The following is a 25,965-nucleotide window of genomic DNA, read 5'->3' as shown; positions in this document are numbered from 1 at the left end:
TAACTGATTAGCATAGACTTTATCTTTTGGTTAATTGTAACAAAGTAAAAAAATGTAATTGGCGAGAATATAAGTTTATTTTTTGACTTTTATGCTTGAAAATGACTTTTTATACTTATGCTGGTAATCAATAAAACCAGAGGGTTTTACTGTGTAAAACCTAAAATGATGAATGCTACTGATTGTAGTGTTGATAAATAAGATTTGTTACAAATAGTTTATATTTTTTTATTACTTGCTTCATTGTCTATATTTAATCATTAGGTGTAACAAAGTGGTTGTCGCAATTATTATATGTCGATACAAGTTGATACGTGTTGGCAAATAATTTTGCTATGACTGAAAAGCAGTATGTTAACGAAAGGGTGTAGTTTATATGACGGTTCATATATGCCCTGTTCATAGGGAATATTTAGCACCACTGATAAAATAATAACAAGTTTGCCAAGGATAGACAAAATAAAATGAAAATAAAAATTATAAATATGGGACTATTGATTTTTCTTTATATGTTTTCTTTATCACTTTACGCAAGGTTTGATATTGGTATCGGTAAGGCTGATATTACGGGACCTGCGGCTGAAGTATTATTTATGGGATATGCTGACTTAAATCAAGTGGCAGAGGGAATTAAAAGTCGACTGTGGGCTCGAGTATTCATTATAAAAGATCAAATTACCAAAGATAGAGTGGTTTACGTTGTTATTGATACTGGAATGGCTTTTCAGGCCGTTAAGCAAGCAGTAATTGCTCGTTTAAATAAAGTATTACCAGGTTATTATAATCACCGTAATGTAGTTATTAGTGCTACTCATACTCATTCAGGCCCCGGAGGTTTTTCACACTATGCATTGTATAACATTACGACAAAAGGGTTTATTAAACAAAATTTTGACGTAATTGTTAAAGGCATTGTCAATGCTATTTTTGAAGCACATCAAAATCTTCAGCCGGGTGAAATATTTACAAATCAGGGGCATTTAGACGGTGCTAATCGTAACCGTTCTTTACAGGCTTACTTACAGAACAAGGATGCAGGAGACTACCCGGCAGAAGATACAAGAATGGTTGTGCTTAGTTTTAAACAAAAAGGGCAACTGGTTGGGGTGTTAAGTTGGTTTCCAACACATGGTGTGTCTATGCCAAAAGAAAATAAGCTTATAAATCCTGATAATAAAGGTTATGCAGCCTATTTATTTGAAAAGTACGCCAAAGACGTATGGGGCATAAATATTGTCTCGGCTTTTGCTCAATCAAATGCAGGTGATATGACACCAAATATTAACTTAGATGGCTCAGGACCTGGAAACACAGCTGAGAAAAGTACAAAACGCATTGGTGAGTTACAATTTAAAAAAGCACGTGATCTTGTATTACAATCAGGCCAAAAAATTAATGGTAACCTGCAATATCGTCACTTATATATTGATATGAGTAAGCAGAGTGTACGGAGAGAATTTACCTCAGGAAAAATGGAGAAGACCTGTACTGCAGCATTGGGGTATGCATTTGCGGCTGGTACTGAGGATGGGCGGGGTTTGGATTTTTTTCATGAAGGTCAATTACAAGAAAATCCTTTTTGGCAGATCATTACTGGGTTGTTAACTCAACCAACAGCGCAACAAAAGACCTGTCATGCACCTAAACCTATTTTATTAGCACAAGGTAATGCAAAGCCATTTCCATGGAGTCCGGAAATACTTCCCATAAGCTTAATTCAATTGGGACAGTTTGTTGTGGTGGCTTTACCTGGGGAATTTACCGTGATGGCTGGTCGTAGGATTCTGCAAACATTAACAAAGTATTACCCTGACGCAAGGGTAACTGTAATGGCAGGATACAGTAATGCGTATTCAGGTTATATCACAACATTTGAAGAATATAATGCACAACATTATGAAGGAGGATCGACTCATTTTGGTCCTTGGACATTAGCTGCTTATCGACAAGCGGTGAGTGAATTAGCACAAAGTTTACATGATATAAATAAATTACAGAATGCTTATAAGCAGGAGCCTAAGCCTCGTGATTTAAGCAAGCATCAGATGAGTTTTGATCTACCTGTTATCCATGATCAAGCACCATTAAGTAAACAAATTGGTATGGTAGAGCGTGATGCGCAAAGTGAATATAAGACAGGTGATGAAGTGGTTGTCACATTTTGGTCTGGACATTTACGTAATGATCTAAGGATAGGTAAAAGCTATCTGTATGTTGAACAATTTTATCAAGGTCAGTGGAAGACCGTTGCCACAGACAATGATTGGAGCACAAGTTTACAGTGGCGCCGGGTTGATCCTATTTGGGGATCATCCAATGTCATCATTCGCTGGCAAATACCTGATAATACAACAGATGGGCTTTACCGTATTCGACATGTAGGTGCTTTTCGGCAACCCATTACAGGTAAAGTAAAACCATACAGTGGCGTCAGTAAAACATTTTATGTTGGACTTAAATGAACGGAGTATCTGATCTATCAAAGAAAAAACTGCCGCATTTGCGGCAGTTTCTTTTTCAGTGGTTGCCATACCTTTGAGAATATCAAGGAAACTGGCTGTCAATAATACTACAAAGAGACTTTGCAAGCTGACAAAAATCTATATTCGGGTTCGTGAGTTGCTGTTGTTCCCGCTCCTGCTCTGATGCAGGAAATAGGTTGTTTTGTGGAGCCGTTATTGCTGGACTAGTGCCTGCACAAATTGAGGTTGCCACAATATTACAAATCATACCCGGTAGCCCACGTAAGTCTGGACCTGTGTTGTTTGGTGGTAATGGTAACTGAGGCCAGTCTGGACTAGTTGGAGGTTGTGGATCGGTAGGGGGTTGAGGTGAACTTGGTGGTAAAGGTGTTTCTCCTCCAGGATCATTGTTGCTATTAACTCCAGGGTTATAAATACGACCTGAGCAGTGTTTATCACCATCTTTTGTCAGCCAAAAGAAGCTACAATTACTGTCATAACTGCTACGCCCAGTATGGATTTTATAACCAGAGAGGGATACATCATTGAGGTGCACATAACGGCCTTGTAATTTCAAACTAAAGTGTTGATGAGGGCCTGTAGAGTGTCCTCCATTACAAAGTGCTTGTGACTGATTGCCGGCATAATTAGCAATAGGCTGATTAATTGAGACTTTATCACCTGTCTGTACTTGAATATTGGATAAATGATAATAATGAGTTGACCAACCATTATTATGCGTTATTTCAAGTGAGCAGGACGAGTGAACTTTAGCTACCCCTGATGCGGCGGCTGAGACCCATTGATTCGACGTATCACTTCCCCAGTATCCTCCATTATTAAAATCCAGTGATGATAGAGGACGATCACCACTGCCAGTGTTCGTATGAGCACCACCTATGTGCCAGTATTCACCCACAGGAAATGGCAATTGAAGCATAGTGTCTGGGGGCGTTTGCTCGTAACTTTGTGCAGTCAATGCTAACTGATTGTTGCCAAGCTCGTTTGGAAACAATTGATTGTAGGTTGAAATAAAGTGTTTTAAATTTGATGCGTTATTTGTAGCAGTTAATTCTCCATTCGCAACACCAGTCGTAAATAATTGATTGACTGTTTGGGCTTGGTTAAGCTGTAAAGTCTCTGCTGCTTGAGTATTTAAATTTGTGGATGAATCTTTTGGGTGATAATGCAGCTTGGCGAGTCGCTTCGCAATAATTTCAACCTGTAACTCAAAGCCTATTTTCACTGAAAGTTTGCCAAAGGGGGATTGTAGGTCTTCAGCTGAAGGGGATGGGTTGGAGATAATGCCTGATTGTTGCTCCATTAAAGCCAGTAGGACTTTTGGACTTATACTGGTATATCCACTCCAATGGGAGATCACCTCGGCATATTGGCTAAGATGAGGGGCATGTTGTGCTAGATAGATTGCTAAGTTGAACTGATCCATTTCATCTGGTGAATAGATCAACTGTTGTATAGGAAAGTATTCAAGCTGCTTGGTTTGGGTTGAATCTGCTTGAGCATTCAGGGTGCACATTACAGTACTGGCACTGATAATACTTAATGTGAGCAATGCTTGAGGTATAAAACGTTGTCTAATTGACACTTGCTTAGCTTTTTGCATTTGATGTTGTGCAGAAGGTGCGTCTGGTCTAACTGGTTTATTTAAGCGATAAATCTTCATTGTACATCACCTGTACTTAATTCCCTTACACAAATTATTTTGTACCCTTCACTATGGGTATACATGTGGACTTTGACGTAGCTATTAGACTCTTATTCGTTTAGACCTTTAGCTTAGGGTATTGCTCTGTAAAGTATGTTGAATAATTTGCAATGGGTACCTATTGATTGATAGTCCTTTTACCAAGGAGGTTTAATGAGTAAATATGATTTTGCTTTAAAAAAATATCCAACAGTTGTTTGTTGATACAATATTAATAATTACATGGTGGTGAGGTAAAATATGTGAAAAAATTCAAATGAATTGATACAAAAAGAAAATACTTAAGATAAAGTATAAAACTAAGAATCAGTTAGAATTATTTGCTTAGTCTAATTCAAGCTATTGATTACCTCATCAAAACCTTTCAGCTTTATCAGATAAGGGTACCTCTATAAATGCACTTTTTTAGAGATGCCCTTAATTCACACTAAGAAAAAATATGCAGAGTACTTCAAAATTTAAGTGCAAGATTTCTAGGTAACTCACTGACATAATCTGGCATCATTAAATGGCTTATTGCCTGTGTAACGCGTGTCAAGAATTGATTTTTGTCCTGTGCTTAGTACAATAGCAGCCTGTGTTATTACGTACCTTAGCTGCTTAACGTTATGTGTGAGTCCGTTTATAGGTATGACTTAAGGAATTGAAGTACATGTTGCAGTTGCTTTATCACGGTCAGATAGCCACTTTCATCTTATTTGCTATATCACTCATTATAGCGTTCACATTTCATGAATTTGGCCACGCTTATGCAGCAAAATATTATGGTGATCGCACAGCAGAGCAATTAGGGCGTGTTTCTCTTAGTCCATTAGCGCATCTTGATGTTATGGGCTTTCTTATGGCGCTATGCGTTGGCTTTGGTTACGCCAAGCCCGTACCCACCAATCCACGAAATTTTACTTCACCAAATGCCAGTTTAGTGGTTGTGGCTGCGGGGCCAATAATGAATTTATTGATAGCAGTGATTGCTATCAATCTTTATATGTTTGGCGTTAATAATGGCCTTGAAATGTTTGCAGGGGATGGACCTGGGGTCTTTTTCACAGGTTTGGCGATTTTTAATTTAATCATCATGGTATTTAACTTACTGCCTATAGGCCCTCTAGATGGTCACTATATACTTCCCTACTTACTGCCAAGAAAAGCAGGAATAGCCTATCAAGTGCTTAATGAGCGTTATGGCACGATGTTATTCTTTGGATTAATACTATTAAGCTTAGCTGGACTACCAATTTTTCACTTTGTGTGGGTTTTGGGGCAGTCAATTTTGCCTTATATAACTTTTGTCTAAGTTAAATTTATCTATGACCTTTGTTTAGGAATAACAATTAGTTGAGAAAAATGTATTGACTGATCTAAACCCCAGTTACTCATAAGTGACTGGGGTTTTTATATATACCCTTCACGAATGAATTTTAGGGTTTGTTGTCCGCATTCTTCAGTCCAGTCACTTATTATTTATAAGCTCCTGGAACTTCATCACTTGACGGCCGCCCCTAAAAATCCTTCGTTGTGGGTAAAGATTTATCTAACTTTCAGGATCAATCACCAAATCATCGAAGTGGTGTTGAACACATTTTATATAATCCCCTGTTTTTAAAGCAGTAAAAGGTGTTTGATAACTCACGAGTTTGCAAGCATAGCTTTTTCCTGTTGGGGTTGAGGGATCCCATCGCCAGTCTTGTTCCCAGTAGATGTTAAGTGCTCCACTGCCATACTGATCAAAACGTTTCATATTCGCACAACCTAGAACTTCATCATTGGGAACGCCAAGATCGAGGTACTTGGTAAATGCTTGATAGTAATAAATTCGATTCAGTGACTGCTTGTGTTCTTTTGAACCGCCACATTCAATGCCTCCATTTATGATATGTGTGGTGACACCAAAACCTGGAACTAGGCCGTTATCTCGGTCGTGTTGGTTTGGCTGCCAAGTGCCATTCACAACATGATACATACTGGGTTTAGGGGGTTGAGGATACATAAAGAAAAACACCGCACTGGCAATGTTTAGCCAGGTATCTGCTACTTTTTCGGGGTGATCCAGAAGAGATCTGATACTGCCAAACATAGCATCAGAAAAGGGGCCATAGTTGTAGTTATAACTAAGTTGCTTAGCGCCCCGTCCAAAGTAGCTTTTAAAGTAACCATCAGAAAATTTGCCACAAGGCCATGTTTGTCCTTGCCAAGTGTCAGGATTACACTCAGCGTTATAACCTCCTCGCATATCTTCAGTCCAGCCAACTTCTCTAACGTAATATAAACCTTGTCGCCATTCTGGAAGATCCCAATTAGGTGCATGGGCCCCAGTCTCTTGAGTAAAGTGTGCAAACATCGTGGTGAGTGATTTTTTACAAACTTTATCAGCATTTAACGCTTTGTCAGTGTCCCCACAAAAAGCGGGGAATTTCCCAATAGCTTGTAAAAAATGTTTGTAAGTATAAGCGCTGTTTCTTTTGCTAAAAAGATAATTCCAATTATCTTGAGAAATTAATGATTCTACTCGTTTTACATTATCAGGATTGAGTGCTCTGCCTGGTTTTATTGCATTAACAGAATCGTTATCAAGCGTTGCAATTGACGCCTTTACTTTATTCATAAGAGGCGTATCCGTTAACGCTATTTCTTTCTTTTTTAGCTCGCTTAGTGGAATGGTATAAAGCACTTGATGAGTAGATAAACGTTTTGTTTGATAAGCATATGAGGTAATGGGTAACCCAAGGAGATAAATAATGGTCGTATAACAGGTTAAGGATAAATGGGAATATTTCATTTTACTTTCCTTGTTGTCGTATGGCTTAACCGTTATTCGGTATAAAGCCTATTCCGTTCACTTAGATTTTTAGAGGAGCCATAAAGCTAAATCCATAAACATAGTAGCTATGAAGTTGCTTTTAAAAATATAGAATAAGTTTCGAGTAGGATGTAAATAATATTTGACTATATATACATTGTGATATGTGAAAAGTGAAAACCTGAAGTGTGATTGAGTATAGTGAAGAAATGACTGATTATGTTTGCGTGTCTTGGCTGAATGTGAATGATAAGAAAAATAATAGCCAAACAACGAATAAATTTTAGCGGTAAGACGTGAACGCTAGCTTTTGTATGTTTGGCACTGCAATAAAAAAGCATCATAGTTTATAAAGTATATTGAATATTAAGTCCTCCAAGAATAGGGTTGTAGTCAACGGAGGTGTAATTGATTTTGTCGTCAGCATTAAAACTTGGATGAAAGCTAATATCGACTTCATTTAACACATTACATGTATATAACTCATGTAAAAGAGCACTATCAATATTAATAACAGCTGAATATATATCAGAGTTTACTAAACTACTGAGAATATACTTCCAGTCAATATAATAACCTGCTTGTGTAGTACTTTTAATGGGAATGGGTAGAAATTCAGGTTGATCACCTGTTTTTTCCAAAGGCGTATTTGGGGATGAGTGATAAACAGTCGTTTTATGAGAGGGTAGTATTTCTAGATATTGTTTACTTTTTTCAAGGTTGCTATCTATAACAATAATTGATCCAAAGGTATGTGCCAGAATACGGGTAAAGTCATCATTATTTACTAAGTACGGAATAAAATCAGGGGCTATTATCCACGCATCATACTGTTTGCAAATATCAAATAATTTAAGCGATGATATACTATTTTGATATACTGGGTAATCTTGCTGGCTAAAGTCAATGGTGTATTGTCCACATAACCAGGGTAAGTGCTTTGTATAAGCATTGTAAAAAAATTTATTTATTGCAAAACATTCATTTTTTAGAACCCCTACTGAAACCTGTATGCCCTGTAATCTCATTGCTTTAATAAAAGGTACTTGTTCAATATTTTCACTCGTGAAGCTGCCAAAGATAACGTGTTTAATCTGATAATCACGTATAATACTGATGCATGCTTCAAAATCAGTGTGGCAACCTTTATCTGGACAATGTGTAATATAGAGAGTTGCCTGATGGCAAGCGTCGGCTAATGACGAAATTTCATTTATTACAATGGACCAGTGCAATTCGTGGTCATACCAGGCAGTGCCAATAATATTGGCATCTTGGCTGACGATAACACAACCGATATAAGGCGGTTTGCAGTTCATCAATTTTTGTTGTTCAGCGATATTTAACGCTTTTGACATATAATGTGTGTCAGAAGTATTCATAATTATTGATTAAGTGCAGATCTAATAGTCAGGTAAAAGTTAAGGTCCAAATTGAACTGGATAGCAATCGCTTTACTATTCCCAACAAGCATTGCTTTCTGTGCACCTATACGTTTAACTTTAATGCCTATTTTCTTTAAGTACTTTTCAATAGCAGGGGTAGTGACGGCTACAGCGGATGTATAGCCGTGAGATGTTGAATACAAATACAAGTTTTTAAATAACATTAATGACACATAGTTAATGCCATGACTATTCAAGAAGTTATAGTCTTTATCCACAGCAAAGCGACTAATCTCGATAATAGAGTTACATTGTGGTGCGGGTGAGTCACCTAACAGTTCTGGAAAAGTATCTTTAAGCATATAACTACCCATTGTGGGTAAAAGCCGCATACAGCCAACAACTTGATCAGAAGGGGATTTGGCAATAATATAAGCAGGCTCTAAATCATCATATTCATCTTTTTCTTGTGTTGCATTTATAGGGACTTCCCAGTCAAGACGTTGATAAAATATTCTATAACGTAAATCATGCATTGAATATAATGTACTTGAAGGATATTGGCTGCGTTTGTTTACCATGCAAATTGCTGTTGCGATCATGTTCTCAGATCTCCTAAATCATTTAATAAGTATGTTATTTTGAAAGTGATCGGTGTGAAACTGACAAATATAACAGTGTATTGGATTTATTTAGGGGCTAAGGGAGGGACCGTATTATTAGAGAGGTGTGATACATGTGGTGTATTGCGATATAAAGAAGCCCCAAATGAACTTATTTACAGTGGTTTTGGGGCTTCTTTATTTGATGGTGAACGCTAAGATTTATCGTCAAGGGTTAAACTATAGGGTGAGTTTTATGACTCCTGAGCTTGCACTGCATAGCGCGTTGAACTTGATTTGATAAGAACGATGACGCTGGCAAGTTGTATCAAAAATAACAAAATAAATATTTCTGCAACATTTAAATTACTGGTAATAGTAATCTGGCTTGTTAACGCAGTGACAGTTGAGCCTATTAAAAGCATCAAACAGCCTTGTAAACTAGCTGATGTTCCAGCACGATCAACAAATAACGACATGCATTTTGCCATAGCGTTGGAAAATAGGAAGCCTTGTCCAAATGCAATAAACATGGTGCCAATTAATACAGTATAAAGATCAATACCATTTAAATTGAAAATAATAACAATCAGGCCAGCACCATATAATAAAAGACCTAGGCCCATCAATTTAAAAGGTTTAAAACTTTTTACTAAAACCCGGTTTGCTAAAGTACCTACCAGGTAACATAATCCAACCCCTAGAGCTGTTTGTCCAAAGAAACTGGAACTTAATGATAAATGCTCTTGAACAATAAATGGTCCAATCACATTCCAGATTAAGAATGAAGAGAAACTTGTACCCAGCACAATAATTCCAGACGAGAAACGAATATCCGCTAACATTAGCTTGATACCTTTCATTGACTCGAATGGATGCTTTTTATGCGCTGGATCTAAAGATTCTTTTAAACCAAAATAGACAAATAATAAAATCGTGAAACTATAAACACTGTAAAGTAAGAAATTATAACGCCAGCCAGCCAGTTCTTCAACATATCCACCGATATAAGGGGCAATGACAGGGCCTAAACCGAATGCCAGACTTAAATATAATATGGCAATATAGAATCTTTCCCCTTTAATGTTATCCACAAGCACTGCACGAGCAACGACTTGACAGGCCCCAATCGCAAAACCTTGAATAGCTCTTCCTATAAGAAGGGTTGTAATATCTGAAGAGAACATTGAAATAAGGCTACCGACAATAAAAAGCACTAAACCAAAATTAATCGCTTTACGTCGCCCGTAATAATCTGACATAAAACCAAAGAAAAGTTGACCGATTGCATAGCCTAATAATGTAATAGTGATTGTGTTTTGCATGATGGTGCTGTTTACCGAAAACTCTCGCCCGATTGACGGTAAACTGGGTGCATAAAGGTCTATTGCAATACCTGCCACACTATTAATAAAAGGGGCTAAGAAAATGATAAAATTTTCATACCTTTTGTCCATATCGCTTCCTTATATGGATTAGTTAAAAAACATCCCACCGAATATACACTCAGTAAACTAGTGATATATGGGGTGGGTATATCCAAAAAACGAATATCAGCTGCTGATGTATTGTATTCAATCGCTATAAATAATTATGACTAAGCTTAGGCTGCAACATTAAAATTTATATTAAGTTCCTTGGCATAGTGATTACTCAGTGTATTTAATATGCTTTGTTTAATATCAATAAGACATACTTGGGGATCATTTTCGTAATAGCTACCCCAATTAACATTTGGGTCTGCTACTCGGCAATGCTTAGCTTGAGTAATAACCTCATAAGAAATTTCCAGCTCGTCTAAAATGCCTTGTACACGGTTGGTGGCAGTCATTACCACATATTTAATATTACGCTTATGCATCAGTAGGGGCATTAAACTCATCACTGTTTTGCCTGCTTTACTGACTTGGTGAGAAGCAAATGATCCTATTTCGGCTATTTGTGAACGCTTAGCACCACAAATAAACTGAAGCTGATTGTCAAGATAATGCTCTGAAAACAGAGCATTATTTGATTGAGTGAAGCCAAAAATACCACCTGCAAGCTGTTCACTTTTTGATTTAAGAACAATAAATTCATCAGGGCTTGGGTTAACGTTAGCATCAAAAGCTTGTTGATATTTTTGTGAGACAATATCCTGAATATCAGAGTAAAAAGCTGTTTCTTTTTTTACGATCAGTAAATCAAAGCCCATGACTAATTCCTGTATAAACTGGTTGAGAATGATTGATCAATTTCGCTACGTTTTGGCTTACCTGAGACGGTATAATATTGGCCTCTAAATGCATCAACGTCATTTATAAGCTCAAAGTGATTGATTTGAGCGAATTTAGCTATTTGATCATGATACTTATGCAATTCATTATGAATAGCATGTTTATCTGCTTTTGATAAAATAATGGCTGTTGGATAGGCTTGGGCTTCTCCGATAACAATCATATCATCAATAAGTAAGCTTTGTTTGTAAATGGACTCAACCCACTCAGGTGATAAATTCCGTGAGTTAGACAAAATAATTACATGTTTTTTACGCCCAGTAATATAGAGATAACCATCCCGTATTTCAGCAATATCACCTGTATGGAGATAACCATCAGATAAATCGCAAGCTGTGTCATCAGCGTTGTAGTAACCAGCACAGAGTGTAGGTGTTTTGACAAGCAGTTCACCATCAACAAACTTTGGTACAATGCCATCTAATAGCTTTCCAACGGAACCAATTTTTCGCTCATTAGGGCCGTTAATTGATATGACTGAACTGTTTTCACTTAATCCATAGGCTTCAAAAACGTTAATATTATGATTATCGAGAGACTGAATGATTTCTGGGCTTATTTTTGCACCTCCAGTGATAATATGTAGTTTGTCAAAGTCGATAGCTGACCCGAATAAAGTTGTTTTATCAGCACTTTCTTCTAAAACCCTATTCGTTTCCTCAAGTAACTTAGGCGGTAAATAAATAAAGTTTGGTGTAGCCTGTTTTATTAAATTGAGGTAATCAATTGGCTCTCCTATACCTGCGCCATATTCAGTCATGGCTTTTGGCATAAAAGTAATGGTGCCTCCAGACAGTAATGGTAAGTAAATACCCAATACTTGTTCAATTAAAAGACTCATTGGCACAATTGAAAGATAATGCAGTGGCTGAGCAGGCACACGCTTGAATAAACTATTAACAAGAATATTCAATGCTTCATCTCGAATCATGACCCCTTTGGGTTTAGACGTCGTACCTGATGTATGAATAATCGAAAGTAATCCCGCAGGTATCTCAACCATATCACCTAATTTATTTTTATTTAAAGGCTCACCTTTTGCATTAATACACAGTTTATCAGGTAATATCGCGTTAATTCGCTTATGTTGCTGTTCATCGGCCACAAAAACAGCGGTGGCCTTGGTCATTAAACTGGCAATTTGCTCATCAGCAAATTCTAGGGGAACAGGCAGTAAAATAGTACCAAGCTCCATGGTCGCAAAATGTGTTACGATCCATTCATAGCTTGAGCGCATGGCGATACCCACAATTTTGCCGTTTAATGATAAATTATGCGCGGCCAAATTATTTTTTACTAGATTGATATCATTCCGTAATTGATCAAGCGTATATTCAGTGCCATTAATGTCTTTTGCGAAAACACGATCGGGTGTTTCATTTAAATACTTCAGAATACGTTTACTTAACATTGTTACCTCCCACCAGGTAGCTTTGTGCACCAAACATTTTGCGTAAAGGATCTAGTACTTTCCTGCGACCATGCATAACCCGTGTGTTATCAACGATAATAACATCATTATCTTGCCATTTATGATCACGTGTATATTCTTCGCAAATATCTTTAATCTCAGTCCATACAAACTCAGAGATTTCAGTATCATCTTCCCAGGTCATTTTAGGAGGCCGATAATTCACACTAGGACTCATTAGTGAATTACAAAAACAAGGGCCAGTATTAAATACATTATCAATTACGGCTGAAACAACATATTCAGAATGAATTGATTCATCATTTATACGCGTGTAGGTTTGGCCAGGAATAATTGCATTAACATATTCAAGGTGCTCGTCAGTAATTCTATCTACAGGCTGTTGTAACTCAAGTGATAAATAACGTTTGACATTTTCCCAAGGAATATCGCGCGAGTATTTAACTTTTTTATTTAAAAATTTCTTCTGGGTCATGGGTGATAGTTTTTGCCATACCGTCAAACCGTCACAGAATGTAGTTTCTGAACCTTCTTTGGCAGCCTTCCCACAATAAAACCACTGAAGTTCTGGGGAGAATGGAAGGTTTCCATTTTCCATATGTAAACCCATTTCTACATCACCTGCTTGTATCTCTGCTGTACTTTTTGTCGTGGGTTTTCGAGCAGGGTCGAAAGTGACGTAATCAGAATTATTTTCTATAAATGTACTAAAAGTATGCACATTGACGTCAAAATTCCGAAGTAAGACGACGCCGGATGTTGCCAATGACTTTATGAGCAATTGGTAAGGGAGCTGGTTTATATCTTCGTTATTGTGGCTAAAAATAGTCGTTCCAAAGTAATCAAAGAGCGAAGATAACTTATTATTTTCAAGTAAAGTACTCATTATTGTTATACCGTGTTTCTTTATTAGGATGGTGATTTTGTGGTTTAAATTATAGGGAGAGATACGGAGCTACATAACTAGCTAAAATGACAGGTTTTGGAAAAAAATTTTGTGAGGATAAAGCCAGGTTACTGTTACTTGTGATATCGGTTTTGTCAGACAAAAATGAATAACAAAGCGTTGACTCGCTGATACTGCGAGCTTGACAGGTATTGATATAGGTGATGAAGATCTGAGTGACAAACGGCCAGCAATGAGCAAGTAAAATACTTAAGAGATATTTAATGTAGCCGTTGAATGATGTGTGTATTAGATATACTGAAATTAGTACATTGGTTCAATAATTCCGTGGATAATTGAGCGTGCTATTGCTTGTATTCTATTCGATGAATTGGTTTTTTGTGTTGCATTTGTTAAATGAAAGTTAACGGTTCTTTCAGAAACCCCTAATATTTGAGAGATCTCCCATGATGTTTTACCACTACTGGCCCACGCTAGGCATTCTTTTTCTCGCTTTGAAAGCACCGTTTTATTTTGTGAATTACTTAATTCTATCCGATTAACGGCTTCATAGATAAATGGTGTAATCCATTGAATATTAGCGATATTGCGAATTTCCTTCTCAATGGATATCGTTCTATGAAAAGCAGTACTTAGAAAAGCAACCCCTCTGCGCAGGCCATGAACAGGTATTGTTATACCATCTTTAAGGCCAGCGCTTTCTGCTAACGTCATAACTTGGCGGTGTTCACTTGCATTGAATTGCTTAATTTTCTTAGCTTCTTGCCAAAATATAGGAGTACTGTGGCTTTTACAATGAAGATGGATTGGATCAATTTTAACCAATTCATTAATATCGTAATAGTCAATCCATTGTTCTGGATAGTTGCCAAAAGAAAGCATGTCATCTTCTGTCAATTGTAATGGCGGGTAATAGCGAAAGATATAATAATCAATATCCAGGCTATCCATAATTTCATTGCAATGCAGTGTTAGTGCTTCTATTGACTTAATTTGTTTAAGTTTCTCTGCTTGTTCAAGTATCTTGTTCATATCACGAATAGTGTTAACAGGCCCCAGCAAGGTTAGCTTAAAATGACATGCGAAGATTGTAAGTACACTATTTATAAAAGTAATGGATATAATTTATACAAATAAATACGTTTAAAAGTGTGTGTAATACTTACATTGCAGCATTTTCAGGGTTTAATGAGAATCATGGTTTTTATTATAATACAATAGCTGAATAGATGGGTATTATACTAAAGTCTAAAGTTAATGATAGTCGAATTCATGCGATTATAAGAGTTAACCTGGATTTATTGGGTGTATGAGTGAATATGCTATGATTTACGTATGAATGATAAACAAAAATATAAGTAGAAAATACGTAGTTGTTATACAGGTAGTAAAGGTGTTTTAGTAGGTATATAAAATAAATAAATTTAAGGGCACTTCTAAAAAAAAGCATTTTAGAGGTGCCCTTATAAACGTTGTTAGAACCTAACGTACGGCGATCACTTCAATTTCAACTTTAGCATCCATCGGTAACCGTGCCACTTCTATACATGAGCGAGCAGGAAATGATGCATTATGTGCTTGAAAGAAAGCTTCGTAGGCTGCATTAATCAATGAAAATTCGTTCAAGTCTTTCACAAAGACGGTTGTTTTCATGATATTGCCCGCATTCAAGCCCGCTTCTTTAATAATCGCTAATGCATTATTTAACGATTGGGTTGTTTGCTCGGCCACATCATCGGACATTTTTTTGGTTATTGGATCTAAAGGTAATTGTCCTGAGGTAATCACCATATTGGCAAAACTGACACCTTGTACATAAGGGCCAATCGCTTCTGGAGCTTGAGATGTTTTAATTGCTGTCATTTAATATTCCTCATTTATATTATTCGCGAATCATTTTTCGGGTTAGCCTGTAAAAATGGGTAACATGCCTGCCATTGCCAAAAAATGGAATGCAGCGATAAATACACCAAATAAAAAAACGAATGTGAGAATGAAAGAGCCTCCTGAGACGATAAATCCTTCATTACCTGATTTCATAGTGCGTGACTTTTTCGCCAGCAGTGCGGGTATAATACATGTCCAAATGGTTGCAATACCTCCCGCATAACCAATTGCTGTTACGAAACCAAAAGGAAATAACAGAGACAAAATCAAAGGAGGTATAAATGTTACAAACCATGTTTTTGTTCGACCGCGTTTGCAATCTTCAAATTTAAAGCAATCAGCTAAAAAGTCAAATACACCCAAACCCACACCAATAAATGATGACAGAATAGCGGCCATGGAAAATGCGTTAATTGCTTTAGCTACTTTTTCTGATTCGATCACGGAACCTAATGCGCCAAGCAAAGCATCAACATTTCCACCTTGCTCAATAATAGGACTGAAGTCACTTCGTGGTAAGTTACCAAAAATACAGAATATCCAAAGAAAATAAAGCCCAAGTGCAATTATAGTTCCTCCAAATATGGCATACTTGGCTCGTCGCTCCTCTCCATAATAGGCACGCATGGACGCGACGGAGTGGTGGTAACCAAATGAAGTGAGCGCGACGGGAAACATGGCGAGCGCATAAGGCGCATATTCAGCTTCTTGATTAATGGTATCAAACAAAACAGACATATCTACACTTAAGGTAAGTCCAGACACACCAAATATAAAGCTGAGTACCATAAAAGCGATAAGAACGACTGAAATACGGTCAACCGCGCGTGTAGAGTGCCATACAAAACTCGAAAATAGAATAACAAATAAAACTGAAGCGATTTTGCTATTAATATTGAGTATTTCTTGCAAAATCAAGCCTGAAGAAGTGATGTAGGCATAAAGCAAAATGCCACCCACAAAATACACGGCTAAATTATTGAACATGTTGATTTTATCTCCCAACATGTTTTTTGTTACGGTATTAAATGAGACTTTTAAATCATAATGCTTGAATGCTTCAAGTAACATCCAGCTAGAGATAGTCATAACAATCATGGTTAAAGTGATGGCAAGCAAAGACCAAATTGTCCATGCACCTGCGCCAGCACTGGGTAGTCCTAACATGCCAGCGCCTACACAGACACTTGCGATGATGCAGGACCCACCGAGTAGGGAGGGCTTAGTATTCATTATTATATTCTCTTTATCTTTATAATTAAGTATTTAATTTTTTGTCGATATTTTTCTAAGGTATGAGAGGCTTTAAAATACGCAGCCTAAATAGGCTGCATTTATCATTGAATTTAATCCTCAACTTCTTTCAGGCGCGCAGTGAAATGACGCAGAACTTCAGGCTCATAGGTAAAATCTAAACCTTTAACCTTTGCTGCGTTTTCTTTTACTTTTTCAAAGGCCTCAATAATAAAATCCATATGCGTTTGTGTATAAGTTGCACGGGGAATGGTTAAACGAAGTAACTCTGCTGGGCATGGGTGCTGCTTACCTGTCACTGGATCACGACCAAGTAATAATGAGCCAATTTCAACGGCTCGAATGCCTGCCACTTTATATAGCTCACACGCTAATGCATGGGCTGGAAACTGGTCAGATGGGATATGAGGTAAAAGTTTACCGGCATCGACAAAGGCAGCGTGGCCACCTGCTTGTTGACAAATAACCCCAATGGCTTCTAAACCATTAACAAGATACTGTACTTGCCTGATTCGATAGGCAAGCCATTCTTGACGCATACCATCATACAAACCAACCGCTAAACGTTCCATTGCGCCGCCTTCCAACCCGCCGTAAGTTGGGAAGCCTTCTTGAACAACACATAAAGTACGGCACTCGTTATACACATCCAGCAGAGAATCATCTTTAAAGCAAAGCAAACCGCCCATTTGTACCATGGCATCTTTTTTAGCGGACATGGCTAACGCATCAGCGTATTTGTAGCTTTCAAAAGTGATCGCTTCAATAGTCCAGTCTTGATAACCGGGTTCGCGTTGTTGAATAAAATAAGCGTTTTCAGCAAAACGGGCTGAGTCCATAACAACGGGAATATCGTAACGTTGTGCTATCTCATATACCGCTTTGAGATTAGCAATCGAAACAGGTTGTCCTCCAGCAGAGTTGCAAGTGATGGTGCTAACAATGTATGGCACATTCTCAGGACCTGCTTCAAGAATTGCATGTTCAAGTTTCTCCAGATCAAAATTACCTTTAAAATCAGCATTGACTGAAGTATCAAATGCTTCTTTGGTATAAGCGTTTCTGGCAACACAAGAATTTAGCTGGGTATGACCCTGAGTAGTATCGAAAAAATAGTTTGAAATCGCCACCATTTTAGCGCGATCTAAACCCTTTTCTTTTTCTCGTTTCTTAATTAATACTGGGATATAAATTTGCTCTGCACCACGGCCCTGATGTGTAGGAATCGTGTACTCGTAACCAAAAATATCTTTTACTGAATCAGCGAGCGCATAGTAGCTGCGGCTACCACTATAGGCTTCATCACCTAAAAACATAGCGGCCTGCATTTCCTGGGTTATTGCACCTGTACCACTGTCAGTCAGTAAATCAATGAAAACATCTTTGCTATCTAACAGAAAGGGATTCATACCAGCCTGTAAAATAGCCTGTTCTCGATATGCTTGAGTAGTACGTTTTACGGGTTCAATAACACGAATACGAAAGGGTTCAGGAAGGTGTTTAAAATTATCCACGAAGTTATTCCTAGTATAAAAGAGTTAAGCAGTAACTAAATTATCTTTTCCATAACATTCGGATTAGTAATCGTTACCACAAACTAATTTTTAAAAGTCAAAAAAATCCTATCCAAAACTATTTCTGGATTTAATTGCAATTAAATTTATATAAATATTGTCTTTAATAACTTTGTTGAATATGAAATTATCAGCCAATCTGCTTCTCAGAAACGAAGAAGAAAATTAGTTAATGAAGGAATTAAAAACAATATATGTAAGGTCAGGAGGGATTACTTACAAGGAAAGAAGAAGGCAATTTTGTAATCGTGAATATACCAGATACTAGAATTATTGTACTGATTCATATTATCACCTATTTGAAATCTAACATTTCAAATTACAGGCAACATTATCCCTAATAAAAGTAGGGAGTCATCAGGAAAAAAATTAAATTGAGAATTTAGTAACAAAAAATAACCATTAGGGTTTTGACAACAAGGTGTAGATATTATGGCTACTGAGCATAACTCTAGTCGGTAAGTTATGCCTTAACTGAGTCAGTTATCTGTAGCACATAACGTTAATAGGTATGTAGACAGGTCATTCATAGCCTGTGTATCAGAATGAAGAGGAAGAATCAGGTTTTTAGCTTTTGGTGTTCGGCAACATACCCAAGCAATTCATTTTAGAAACGGTGCTTAAAATAAAAAGTAAAGTATATGATGTTGTTACTAATTAGACTATTAACTACATGAAGATATACTTAATGTCTTCTTGTTGATCATAAAGAATGAATAAGTAAGTAATTGTACCTATCCACCATACCCAATAAAACTTATGAAAAGTGGCGCTATCAGGTTTTAATTCTAATGATGCAAGCTTAACAGCTACAAGCACGAAAACGTTCACCGTCAACAGAATAAGAGGAAAAAATAGCTTAATACCTGTATGACTCATACCTGGTGGATGGGTATAAAAAATTAGGGATAAGCAAGAAAAAAATAAAGTAAATAACGTGTATATGAGTAACATAAATATTAACCTATAATACTCCTTCCATGCCCGTATCTTCATCTAGAAAGAAATGTGGAAATGGAACAACATTTCTGCAGTTAGGCTTATATATAGGCTTGTTGCTTTCGTTATGCTTTAAAAAACTGCCATGGTTTAATAGGTATTTTATGTCATAAGAATTAATGCTTATAAAATCAGTTTCTTTTTTATACACTAGAAAACCTTGGTACTTATTGCTTATGTTGAATGTGTATTTATTTATATGTTGAGTGTTAATTTCATCAAGTAGCGGTATAGGTACCATATATTCATAAAATGATATGTTGCTCATTTTATAGGTGTCATTAGGATTATTTATGTAAACCCTTTTTCCATCTTCAGTAATTATCGAGTATAAAAAAATGAATGGGAAGCCATGACTTCTCTTAATGCCATTGTAAGAAGTGTTGACAACAGGAAAAGGGCCACTATTGCCGAGTATAGATTCTAACTTTTCTGAAAAAGCAACTATAGCATATACATTTCTATCATGTGTATTTGAATTATTGATATCTATTTTGTCTGTATCAAAATAGCTGCTATCTAGCTCTTGACGAGGTATGCAGTATGATTCTGTAGGTGGAGTGATAGCAAGTCCTGTAAGGTTGGACTTATAGTGTTGCAATGTACAGCCAGAAATAACGACTAATTTCACAAAAAAAATGAGCAAATTTGAGAATTTAGCTTTTGTCATTAAATATTATTCCTTCAGAATTGGTGCTACGCAGTTTCGGATAATAAATTAAATTTTATTAAAATAGAGATGTAAAATTGACCACTACTGTCTATTTTGGGAGTGTAGTCATACCAAATCTCTCGGTAATCATCATAGCCATTGTTTTTAATATCGCTACTTTTCAAACATGCTGAACTTTTGGTTAGAAAACTATTTTTGAAAACAACTTTCTTAAACTCTTTAGGCATTTTACCCGAAAGAGTAACAATACCTTCTTCTTTATCAAAAGTGCGTATTGATTTTTCAAGTACACCTGTTGGTCCAGTGCTACAACCAGTAAGCACATGTATCGTTATTAGCGTTAGTACTGTGTATTTATTTAGCTTATATGCCATAGCAATCAAAAACCATGTTCTTTTCTTTCTTTTACCTTATCTAGTTTTATTATTTTTTGTTCTAAACTAATATCGATTTTGTAGTGTAATTTGTTTTTGAGATATTTTTCGTGAGTTAATATGACATATCCTCTGTCATTATCTATGTCTAGATCTTTGTTATAATAAGGACAATCAATAAAGGCTTCGTCCCAAGCAGCACGAATTGATTTATATTTTCTACACTGAATTTTATGATTTAGTTTTAGAGGAATATTATACTTGGGGTCAGAGCTATCAGTAATGAATACTATTTCCAATATTTTAATTGGAGATTCGGATGATATTTTTTGCTTTGGTGAATCATAATGGTATCCTATTACATCTATAGATATATGCTCCCAGTCACAAATTGAGCTATTTATTTTTGTTGGTAATGTTACTTTATAGTTACCTTTATTATCTACTGTAGGTTTTATATTATATCTAACTTCGTGGTATGATTCATATTTGCCAGTAGTGAGAATATTTTTTCTTAAGCATGGTTTATCTTCGGTGGCAAATTTATTTTTAAATATTACATTAGTAAACTCTTTTGGCATTTTTCCAGAAATAGTAACGATACCTTCTTCTTTATCAAAAGTACGTATTGACTTTTCAAGTACACCTGTTGGTCCAATGCTACAGCCAGTAAGCACATGTATCGTTATTAGCGTTAGTACTGTGTATTTATTTAGTTTATATTCCATAGCAATCAAAAACCATGCTCTTTTCTTTCTTTTTCCCAATCAATTACTTGAACTTCTTTTGATAGATATATATTAATGTTGAAATGGGGATTATCTTTAAGGTGGTTTTCGTGAGCAAAGATAACATATCCCATATCATTATCGATATCTAACTCTTTATTATAATATGGACAGTCTATATATACTTTATTCCAAGATGGATCTGGAATGGTTTCTTTTCTACAGTTAATGGTATGATTTAATTTTAAAGGAACATGGTATCTTTTTTCTGATTCTTCGTTGACAAATATTATGGTTGAAATTTTTATTGGGTTGTCTGAAGAAATCCTTTGTTTTGATGAATTGTAATGATAGCCAATAATTTTGACACTAGCTGAATGCCAGTCACATAGAGAGCTATTAATTTTTGTTGGGATAGAGATAGAGTATTGACCGTTACTGTCAATTTTAGGTTTATAGTCGTACCAAATCTCTCGGTAATCATCAAAGCCATTTTTAGTTATATCACTAGTTTTTAAGCAGCGCTTACTTTTTGTATAAAAGCTGCTTCGAAAGTCAATGGTTGTAAATTCCTTAGGCATGATCCCTGAGATTGTAACAATACCTTCTTCTTTATCAAAAGTGCGTATTGATTTTTCAAGTACACCAGTTGGTCCAATGCTGCAACCAGTAAGCACATGTATCATTATTGGAATTAGTACTGTATATTTACTTAGTTTATATGCCATAGCAATCAAAAACCATGTTCTTTTCTTTCTTTTTCCCAGTCTATTGTTTGAACATCATTGGATAGATGTATGTTGATTTTAAAATGAAGATTATCTTTAAGGTTATTTTCGTGAGCAAAGATAACATATCCCATATCATTATCGATATCTAACTCTTTATTATAATATGGACAGTTTATATATACTTTATTCCAAGATGGATCTGGAATGGTTTCTTTTCTACAGTTAATGGTGTGACTTAATTTTAAAGGAACATGATATTTTTTTCTGATTCTTCGTTGACAAATATTATGGTTGAAATTTTTATTGGGTTGTCTGAGGAAATTCTTTGTGCTGGTGAATTATAATGATACCCTATTATATCTATAGATATATGTTCCCAGTCACAAATGGAGCTATTTATTTTTGTTGGTAATGTTACTTTATAATTCCCTTGGTCATCTATTGACGGTTGGATGTTATATATAACCTCACGATATGATTCATATTTTCCTGTAGTGAGAACATTTTTTCTTAAGCAAGCTTTAGTTTTTGTAGCAAATTCGTTTTTAAATATTACATTGGTAAAATCTTTAGGCATTTTACCTGAAATAGTAACAATACCTTCCTCTTTATCAAAAGTGCGTATTGACCTCTCAAATACACCTGTTGGTCCAATGCTGCAGCCAGTAAGCATATGTATCGTTATTAGCGTTAGTATTGTGTATTTACTTAGTTTATATACCATAGCAATCAAAAACCATGTTCTTTTCTTTCTTGTACCTTATCTAGTTTTATTATTTCTCTTGTTAAACTAATATCAATCTTGAAATGTAAATTGTCTTTTAGATATTTTTTATGTGTATAAATGACATACCCTCTGTCATTATCAATATTTAGTGCTTTGTTATAATAGGGGCAATCAATAAAGACTTCGTCCCAAGCAGCACGAATTGATTTATATTTTCTACACTGAATTTTATGATTTAGTTTTAGAGGAGTATTATACTTGGGGTCAGAGTTGTTGGTGATGAAAACTAATTCTGAAATTTTTATTGGAGTGTCAGATGAGATTTTATTATTCATATCATCAGAATGATAACCAATTATATTAATGCCAGTAGGATGCTATTCACATAATGTGCTATTAATTTTGGTTGGAATTGAGATAGAGTATTGGCCGTTGCTGTCTATTTTTGGGGTGTGGTTATACCAGATCTCTCGGTAATTATCATAGCTATTGTTTTTAATATCGCTACTTTTCAAACATGCTGAACTTTTGGTTAGAAAACTATTTTTGAAAACAACTTTCTTAAACTCTTTAGGCATTTTACCTGAAATAGTAACAATACCTTCCTCTTTATCAAAAGTGCGTATTGACTTCTCAAGTACACCAGTTGGTCCAATATTGCAGCCAGTAAGCATATGTATCGTTATTAGCGTTTGTATTGTGTATTTACTTAGTTTATATGCCATAGCAATCAAAAACCATGCTCTTTTCTTTCTTTTTCCCAGTCTATTGTTTGAATATCATTGGATAGATGTATATTGATTTTGAAATGAAGATTATCTTTAAGGTGATTTTCGTGAGTAAAGATAACATATCCCATATCATTATCGATATCTAATTTTTTATTAAAGTAAGGGCAGTCTATTGATACACTATACCAAGCATCCTGAGTCGTTATGTATTTTCTACATTGAATAGAATGAGTTAACCTTAAAGGAAGGTGATACCTTTTTTCTGATTTCTCATTAATAAATAATATATTTGCAATTTTGATTGGATGCTCTGACGATATTTTTTGTTTAGGATTATCATAATGATAACCAATAATTTTAATACTAGCTGAGTGCCAGTCACATAGTGTGCTGTTAATTTTTGTTGGGATAGAGATAGAGTATTGACTCTTGCTGTCTATTTTAGGTTTGTAGTTGTACCACATCTCACGGTAATTATCATAACCATTTTTAGTTATATCACTTGTTTTTAAACAAGGCTTACTTTTTGTATAAAAGCTACTTCGAAAGTTAATGGTGGTAAATTCTTTAGGCATGATGCCTGAGATTGTAACCATTCCTTCCTCTTTATCAAAGGAACGTATTGATTTTTCAAGTACACCTGTTGGTCCAATGGTGCAACTTGTTGTTAGCAGTGCACTTATAAATAGTGTATACAATCGATTAATTCTAGTTTTCATAGCCATAGGGTTTCTCAGAAAAAAGGTGAGTACTTATAGCGTTGACGATTTGAGTATGGTTTTCTTGTCCTAATACATCTGATGGAAAAGTATATTTTCGAAAAAACTGTTGAAGTTTATTTTTTACTTCTATTGCTGCTTCTTTATCTCTTGTAATGGTATTCCAGGCACTGTTCCATATACTATCAAAATCGGCTATATGTTGATCGAACGCTTTTAAAACTGCCTTTTCATTATCGCTGATAGCGGTGTCCATTTGTTGGTAATTTTGCTTGAAAATTGATTTTATATTTAACATATAGTTTTTCATGGTATGGTCAAACGCATGAGCTATTTTATTCAGAAAATTAATGTTGGGCATATCTTCACCCTTATCAATTAATCCTTTAACAAACCCGGCATCAGCTAATCCTCTTGAATATAATGGTATCATTAGAGGTGACTTACTTTGTCCTGGTATTTCAACAGGTAATATAAAGCGTAGATTGCCATGATGTACATATTCATCTTCAGATTCATTTCTTAATGAATATATTACAAATATAATTCCTAAATAGACATTGACTGATTTTAATATTAAACCTGAGGCTGAAGCGTGTTTCCAATTGGTATCCATCCAACTACATGGTACTGAAGTAACAGGGTCTCTGTGGTTGACAATACGATGATGAGTAAATTCGTTGCCTGTATTCGATGATACATCTGCATTTTGTTTATTTTTATGTTTATATATATCCCGTTTATTATCAAATACGCTGATGAACGATTGTGAACCAGGCCTGGGTGAGCCATAGGTATATAGTAGAGGGTTATTTTCTGACAAACTGGCAGCAAACATTGTTGCCATGGCGCCCCCTAAACTATGACCACTTATATATAATTTTTTATTAGCATGCTTTTTTATTGTGTCAATTAAACCGTCAAACAGTTTTCTAAATCCTGTATAAAAACCTAAATGGACCTTGCCAATTAACTGTCCCGTTAAGGGATGTTTAAAATCAACCTGTTCAGCATTAAAGTCAGTGAACCAGTTTGCGACAGGATCTGTTCCTCTAACAAAAATGACACATTGTTTGGGGTTATGCACTATATATGCCTGTAATTCTGCCCCTTTTTCCTCTTGGGATTCCTCTGGGGTGAGGGTAATAATATTTGAAGCAAAAGTGGCACATTCATCAGTTGTTTGAAACCGTTCAGAGTAGGGTACGTCAATCAGTACCCAGGGGCATCTTGCGCCTGATATTTCTGCTGTTTGCAAGGGTTGTTTTAATTCAGCCCACTCCTGTTCAACAATATATTTAACGGTAGTCGGTTCATTTTCTTGTGCATAGCCTATTTTAATAGACTGCTCAGTAGGAAACTTAGCATACGACATTGTAGCAAATAAGCCTAAATTATAGGCATTTAAGTCACAATACTGTTCAGTGTGGGATAGGGCTGGCACATAAGCCCGTAAAGGGTAGATTTCGACAACATAAAGTTGTTCTTCTGCAAAGGGGTAAAAGAACGCTGTTTTTTGTTTACCATCAACTTTATGGTATTTAGGTAACTCATTAGTCGTCACCAGCTCGCCCAGACGCATTTGACGGAATATACCATTATTTCCCTTTGCGTATTGATATGCTGCTGTCTTAGTTGTGGTATTTGGGTCAACGGGTGGTTTGGGGTGTTGTTCTGCTTGATTAATGAGATCGTCTTGATTTGTGACTTTGAGTGAATATTGACCCAGTGGTAGCTCAAAAAAAGCTTCACCATTACTGTCGGTCGTTGCTGAATGACCCGCAGCCGTGCCCTTGCTGGCGTCATACTTACCATTATCATTCACAAAAACGGTACTGCCACCACTACTTGGTATTAACTGTAGTGTGATACCTGTATAGGGTTGGCGATCAGGGTCGATCAGTTTAATGCGTATACTACCTAATTTTGGACACTGTAATGTAGTGCTGGAAGAAGGATTATTAGCCATCAGTTGCAACTG

At 36.0% G+C, this 25,965-nt stretch carries 25 protein-coding genes; 3 read left to right on the top strand and 22 right to left on the bottom strand.

The window, feature by feature from the left end; genetic code table 11:
- Positions 1–464: 464 nt before the first annotated feature.
- The gene (locus ACQ96U_RS20230; RefSeq protein WP_431723081.1) at positions 465–2,462 is read left to right on the top strand and encodes a neutral/alkaline ceramidase; all 1,998 of its coding nucleotides are present in this window, start codon (positions 465–467) and stop codon (positions 2,460–2,462) included.
- Between the two features lie 82 nt (positions 2,463–2,544).
- Here ACQ96U_RS20230 and ACQ96U_RS20225 read toward each other — a convergent pair whose 3' ends face one another.
- Complete coding sequence (locus ACQ96U_RS20225) at positions 2,545–4,146, bottom strand: M23 family metallopeptidase (protein ID WP_431723080.1); 1,602 nt, start codon at positions 4,144–4,146, stop codon at positions 2,545–2,547.
- 694 nt (positions 4,147–4,840) lie between these two features.
- On the opposite strand from ACQ96U_RS20225, the gene ACQ96U_RS20220 reads away from it, so the two are divergent.
- Positions 4,841–5,482: a site-2 protease family protein gene (locus ACQ96U_RS20220; protein ID WP_431723079.1), complete on the top strand. Its 642-nt coding sequence runs from the start codon at positions 4,841–4,843 to the stop codon at positions 5,480–5,482.
- A gap of 237 nt (positions 5,483–5,719) precedes the next feature.
- Here the strand turns inward: ACQ96U_RS20220 and ACQ96U_RS20215 are convergent, their stop codons facing one another.
- The 3 genes from ACQ96U_RS20215 to ACQ96U_RS20205 all read right to left on the bottom strand — a co-directional run bounded on the left by ACQ96U_RS20215 (position 5,720) and on the right by ACQ96U_RS20205 (position 8,972).
- Positions 5,720–6,964 carry a chitinase gene (locus tag ACQ96U_RS20215; protein ID WP_431723078.1) on the bottom strand — a complete coding sequence of 415 codons (1,245 nt, stop codon included), beginning with the start codon at positions 6,962–6,964 and terminating at the stop codon, positions 5,720–5,722.
- A 368-nt stretch (positions 6,965–7,332) separates the two neighbouring features.
- Positions 7,333–8,367: a hypothetical protein gene (locus tag ACQ96U_RS20210; protein ID WP_431723077.1), complete on the bottom strand. Its 1,035-nt coding sequence runs from the start codon at positions 8,365–8,367 to the stop codon at positions 7,333–7,335.
- Between the two features lie 2 nt (positions 8,368–8,369).
- Positions 8,370–8,972: an acyl-homoserine-lactone synthase gene (locus ACQ96U_RS20205; RefSeq protein ID WP_431723076.1), complete on the bottom strand. Its 603-nt coding sequence runs from the start codon at positions 8,970–8,972 to the stop codon at positions 8,370–8,372.
- A gap of 54 nt (positions 8,973–9,026) precedes the next feature.
- On the opposite strand from ACQ96U_RS20205, the gene ACQ96U_RS20200 reads away from it, so the two are divergent.
- Positions 9,027–9,191, top strand: coding sequence for a hypothetical protein (locus tag ACQ96U_RS20200; protein WP_431723075.1), 165 nt, complete (start codon positions 9,027–9,029; stop codon positions 9,189–9,191).
- A gap of 35 nt (positions 9,192–9,226) precedes the next feature.
- Here ACQ96U_RS20200 and ACQ96U_RS20195 read toward each other — a convergent pair whose 3' ends face one another.
- From ACQ96U_RS20195 to ACQ96U_RS20110, 18 genes are all read right to left on the bottom strand, one after another.
- Positions 9,227–10,429, bottom strand: coding sequence for a multidrug effflux MFS transporter (locus tag ACQ96U_RS20195; protein ID WP_431723074.1), 1,203 nt, complete (start codon positions 10,427–10,429; stop codon positions 9,227–9,229).
- Between the two features lie 146 nt (positions 10,430–10,575).
- A complete protein-coding gene (locus ACQ96U_RS20190) occupies positions 10,576–11,166 on the bottom strand; it encodes a thermostable hemolysin (protein ID WP_431723073.1) in 591 nt (196 codons plus the stop codon).
- Positions 11,167–11,168: 2 nt separating this feature from the next.
- Complete coding sequence (locus tag ACQ96U_RS20185; protein WP_431723072.1) at positions 11,169–12,659, bottom strand: AMP-binding protein; 1,491 nt, start codon at positions 12,657–12,659, stop codon at positions 11,169–11,171.
- Positions 12,649–13,566, bottom strand: a complete 918-nt coding sequence (locus tag ACQ96U_RS20180; RefSeq protein WP_431723071.1) for a TauD/TfdA family dioxygenase — start codon at positions 13,564–13,566, stop codon at positions 12,649–12,651. Before ACQ96U_RS20180 ends, ACQ96U_RS20185 begins: the two co-directional genes overlap by 11 nt.
- 324 nt (positions 13,567–13,890) lie before the next feature.
- Complete coding sequence (locus ACQ96U_RS20175; protein WP_431723070.1) at positions 13,891–14,619, bottom strand: autoinducer binding domain-containing protein; 729 nt, start codon at positions 14,617–14,619, stop codon at positions 13,891–13,893.
- 450 nt (positions 14,620–15,069) lie between these two features.
- Positions 15,070–15,450 carry a Rid family detoxifying hydrolase gene (locus tag ACQ96U_RS20170; protein ID WP_431723069.1) on the bottom strand — a complete coding sequence of 127 codons (381 nt, stop codon included), beginning with the start codon at positions 15,448–15,450 and terminating at the stop codon, positions 15,070–15,072.
- A 42-nt stretch (positions 15,451–15,492) separates the two neighbouring features.
- Positions 15,493–16,707: an aromatic amino acid transporter gene (locus ACQ96U_RS20165; RefSeq protein ID WP_431723068.1), complete on the bottom strand. Its 1,215-nt coding sequence runs from the start codon at positions 16,705–16,707 to the stop codon at positions 15,493–15,495.
- Between the two features lie 113 nt (positions 16,708–16,820).
- Positions 16,821–18,242 (bottom strand): tryptophanase, encoded by a 1,422-nt coding sequence (tnaA, locus tag ACQ96U_RS20160; RefSeq protein ID WP_431723067.1) that lies wholly within the window; start codon positions 18,240–18,242, stop codon positions 16,821–16,823.
- A 272-nt stretch (positions 18,243–18,514) separates the two neighbouring features.
- Positions 18,515–18,589 (bottom strand): tryptophanase leader peptide, encoded by a 75-nt coding sequence (gene tnaC, locus ACQ96U_RS20155; RefSeq protein ID WP_373687352.1) that lies wholly within the window; start codon positions 18,587–18,589, stop codon positions 18,515–18,517.
- A gap of 677 nt (positions 18,590–19,266) precedes the next feature.
- Positions 19,267–19,971, bottom strand: coding sequence for a hypothetical protein (locus tag ACQ96U_RS20150; protein ID WP_431723066.1), 705 nt, complete (start codon positions 19,969–19,971; stop codon positions 19,267–19,269).
- A gap of 26 nt (positions 19,972–19,997) precedes the next feature.
- Positions 19,998–20,348, bottom strand: a complete 351-nt coding sequence (locus ACQ96U_RS20145) for a hypothetical protein (protein ID WP_431723065.1) — start codon at positions 20,346–20,348, stop codon at positions 19,998–20,000.
- Between the two features lie 5 nt (positions 20,349–20,353).
- Entirely contained in the window at positions 20,354–21,115 is a 762-nt protein-coding gene (locus tag ACQ96U_RS20140) for a hypothetical protein (protein WP_431723064.1), read from the bottom strand.
- A complete protein-coding gene (locus tag ACQ96U_RS20135) occupies positions 21,082–21,804 on the bottom strand; it encodes a hypothetical protein (protein WP_431723063.1) in 723 nt (240 codons plus the stop codon). Before ACQ96U_RS20135 ends, ACQ96U_RS20140 begins: the two co-directional genes overlap by 34 nt.
- A 244-nt stretch (positions 21,805–22,048) precedes the next feature.
- The gene (locus ACQ96U_RS20130; RefSeq protein WP_431723062.1) at positions 22,049–22,531 is read right to left on the bottom strand and encodes a hypothetical protein; all 483 of its coding nucleotides are present in this window, start codon (positions 22,529–22,531) and stop codon (positions 22,049–22,051) included.
- A 5-nt stretch (positions 22,532–22,536) separates the two neighbouring features.
- Complete coding sequence (locus ACQ96U_RS20125; RefSeq protein ID WP_431723061.1) at positions 22,537–22,869, bottom strand: hypothetical protein; 333 nt, start codon at positions 22,867–22,869, stop codon at positions 22,537–22,539.
- 42 nt (positions 22,870–22,911) lie between these two features.
- Positions 22,912–23,259, bottom strand: coding sequence for a hypothetical protein (locus ACQ96U_RS20120; RefSeq protein ID WP_431723060.1), 348 nt, complete (start codon positions 23,257–23,259; stop codon positions 22,912–22,914).
- Positions 23,260–23,264: 5 nt separating this feature from the next.
- Positions 23,265–23,990 (bottom strand): hypothetical protein, encoded by a 726-nt coding sequence (locus ACQ96U_RS20115; protein WP_431723059.1) that lies wholly within the window; start codon positions 23,988–23,990, stop codon positions 23,265–23,267.
- A complete protein-coding gene (locus ACQ96U_RS20110; RefSeq protein ID WP_431723058.1) occupies positions 23,974–25,953 on the bottom strand; it encodes a lipase family protein in 1,980 nt (659 codons plus the stop codon). The genes ACQ96U_RS20115 and ACQ96U_RS20110 overlap by 17 nt, the downstream gene beginning before the upstream one ends.
- Positions 25,954–25,965 lie beyond the last annotated feature (12 nt).

Source organism: Zooshikella sp. RANM57 (assembly GCF_050749885.1).
Classification (GTDB): domain Bacteria; phylum Pseudomonadota; class Gammaproteobacteria; order Pseudomonadales; family Zooshikellaceae; genus Zooshikella.
The sequence above is the reverse complement of the archived record's forward strand: the minus strand, read 5'-3'. Positions and strand labels throughout refer to the sequence as shown.

Excerpts from the sequence above, each read along its gene's own strand:
- ACQ96U_RS20145 (WP_431723065.1), bottom strand. The coding sequence starts at position 20,348 with ATGGCATATAAGCTAAATAAATACACAGTACTAACGCTAATAACGATA.
- ACQ96U_RS20130 (WP_431723062.1), bottom strand. The coding sequence starts at position 22,531 with ATGGTATATAAACTAAGTAAATACACAATACTAACGCTAATAACGATA.
- ACQ96U_RS20170 (WP_431723069.1), bottom strand. The coding sequence starts at position 15,450 with ATGACAGCAATTAAAACATCTCAAGCTCCAGAAGCGATTGGCCCTTAT.
- ACQ96U_RS20210 (WP_431723077.1), bottom strand. The coding sequence starts at position 8,367 with ATGAATACTTCTGACACACATTATATGTCAAAAGCGTTAAATATCGCT.
- ACQ96U_RS20175 (WP_431723070.1), bottom strand. The coding sequence starts at position 14,619 with ATGAACAAGATACTTGAACAAGCAGAGAAACTTAAACAAATTAAGTCA.
- ACQ96U_RS20115 (WP_431723059.1), bottom strand. The coding sequence starts at position 23,990 with ATGGCTATGAAAACTAGAATTAATCGATTGTATACACTATTTATAAGT.
- ACQ96U_RS20180 (WP_431723071.1), bottom strand. The coding sequence starts at position 13,566 with ATGAGTACTTTACTTGAAAATAATAAGTTATCTTCGCTCTTTGATTAC.
- ACQ96U_RS20205 (WP_431723076.1), bottom strand. The coding sequence starts at position 8,972 with ATGATCGCAACAGCAATTTGCATGGTAAACAAACGCAGCCAATATCCT.
- ACQ96U_RS20195 (WP_431723074.1), bottom strand. The coding sequence starts at position 10,429 with ATGGACAAAAGGTATGAAAATTTTATCATTTTCTTAGCCCCTTTTATT.
- ACQ96U_RS20165 (WP_431723068.1), bottom strand. The coding sequence starts at position 16,707 with ATGAATACTAAGCCCTCCCTACTCGGTGGGTCCTGCATCATCGCAAGT.
- ACQ96U_RS20150 (WP_431723066.1), bottom strand. The coding sequence starts at position 19,971 with ATGACAAAAGCTAAATTCTCAAATTTGCTCATTTTTTTTGTGAAATTA.
- ACQ96U_RS20185 (WP_431723072.1), bottom strand. The coding sequence starts at position 12,659 with ATGTTAAGTAAACGTATTCTGAAGTATTTAAATGAAACACCCGATCGT.
- ACQ96U_RS20190 (WP_431723073.1), bottom strand. The coding sequence starts at position 11,166 with ATGGGCTTTGATTTACTGATCGTAAAAAAAGAAACAGCTTTTTACTCT.
- ACQ96U_RS20120 (WP_431723060.1), bottom strand. The coding sequence starts at position 23,259 with ATGGCATATAAACTAAGTAAATACACAATACAAACGCTAATAACGATA.
- ACQ96U_RS20110 (WP_431723058.1), bottom strand. The coding sequence starts at position 25,953 with ATGGCTAATAATCCTTCTTCCAGCACTACATTACAGTGTCCAAAATTA.
- ACQ96U_RS20230 (WP_431723081.1), top strand. The coding sequence starts at position 465 with ATGAAAATAAAAATTATAAATATGGGACTATTGATTTTTCTTTATATG.
- ACQ96U_RS20215 (WP_431723078.1), bottom strand. The coding sequence starts at position 6,964 with ATGAAATATTCCCATTTATCCTTAACCTGTTATACGACCATTATTTAT.
- ACQ96U_RS20220 (WP_431723079.1), top strand. The coding sequence starts at position 4,841 with ATGTTGCAGTTGCTTTATCACGGTCAGATAGCCACTTTCATCTTATTT.
- ACQ96U_RS20135 (WP_431723063.1), bottom strand. The coding sequence starts at position 21,804 with ATGGCATATAAACTAAGTAAATATACAGTACTAATTCCAATAATGATA.
- ACQ96U_RS20125 (WP_431723061.1), bottom strand. The coding sequence starts at position 22,869 with ATGAATAATAAAATCTCATCTGACACTCCAATAAAAATTTCAGAATTA.
- ACQ96U_RS20225 (WP_431723080.1), bottom strand. The coding sequence starts at position 4,146 with ATGAAGATTTATCGCTTAAATAAACCAGTTAGACCAGACGCACCTTCT.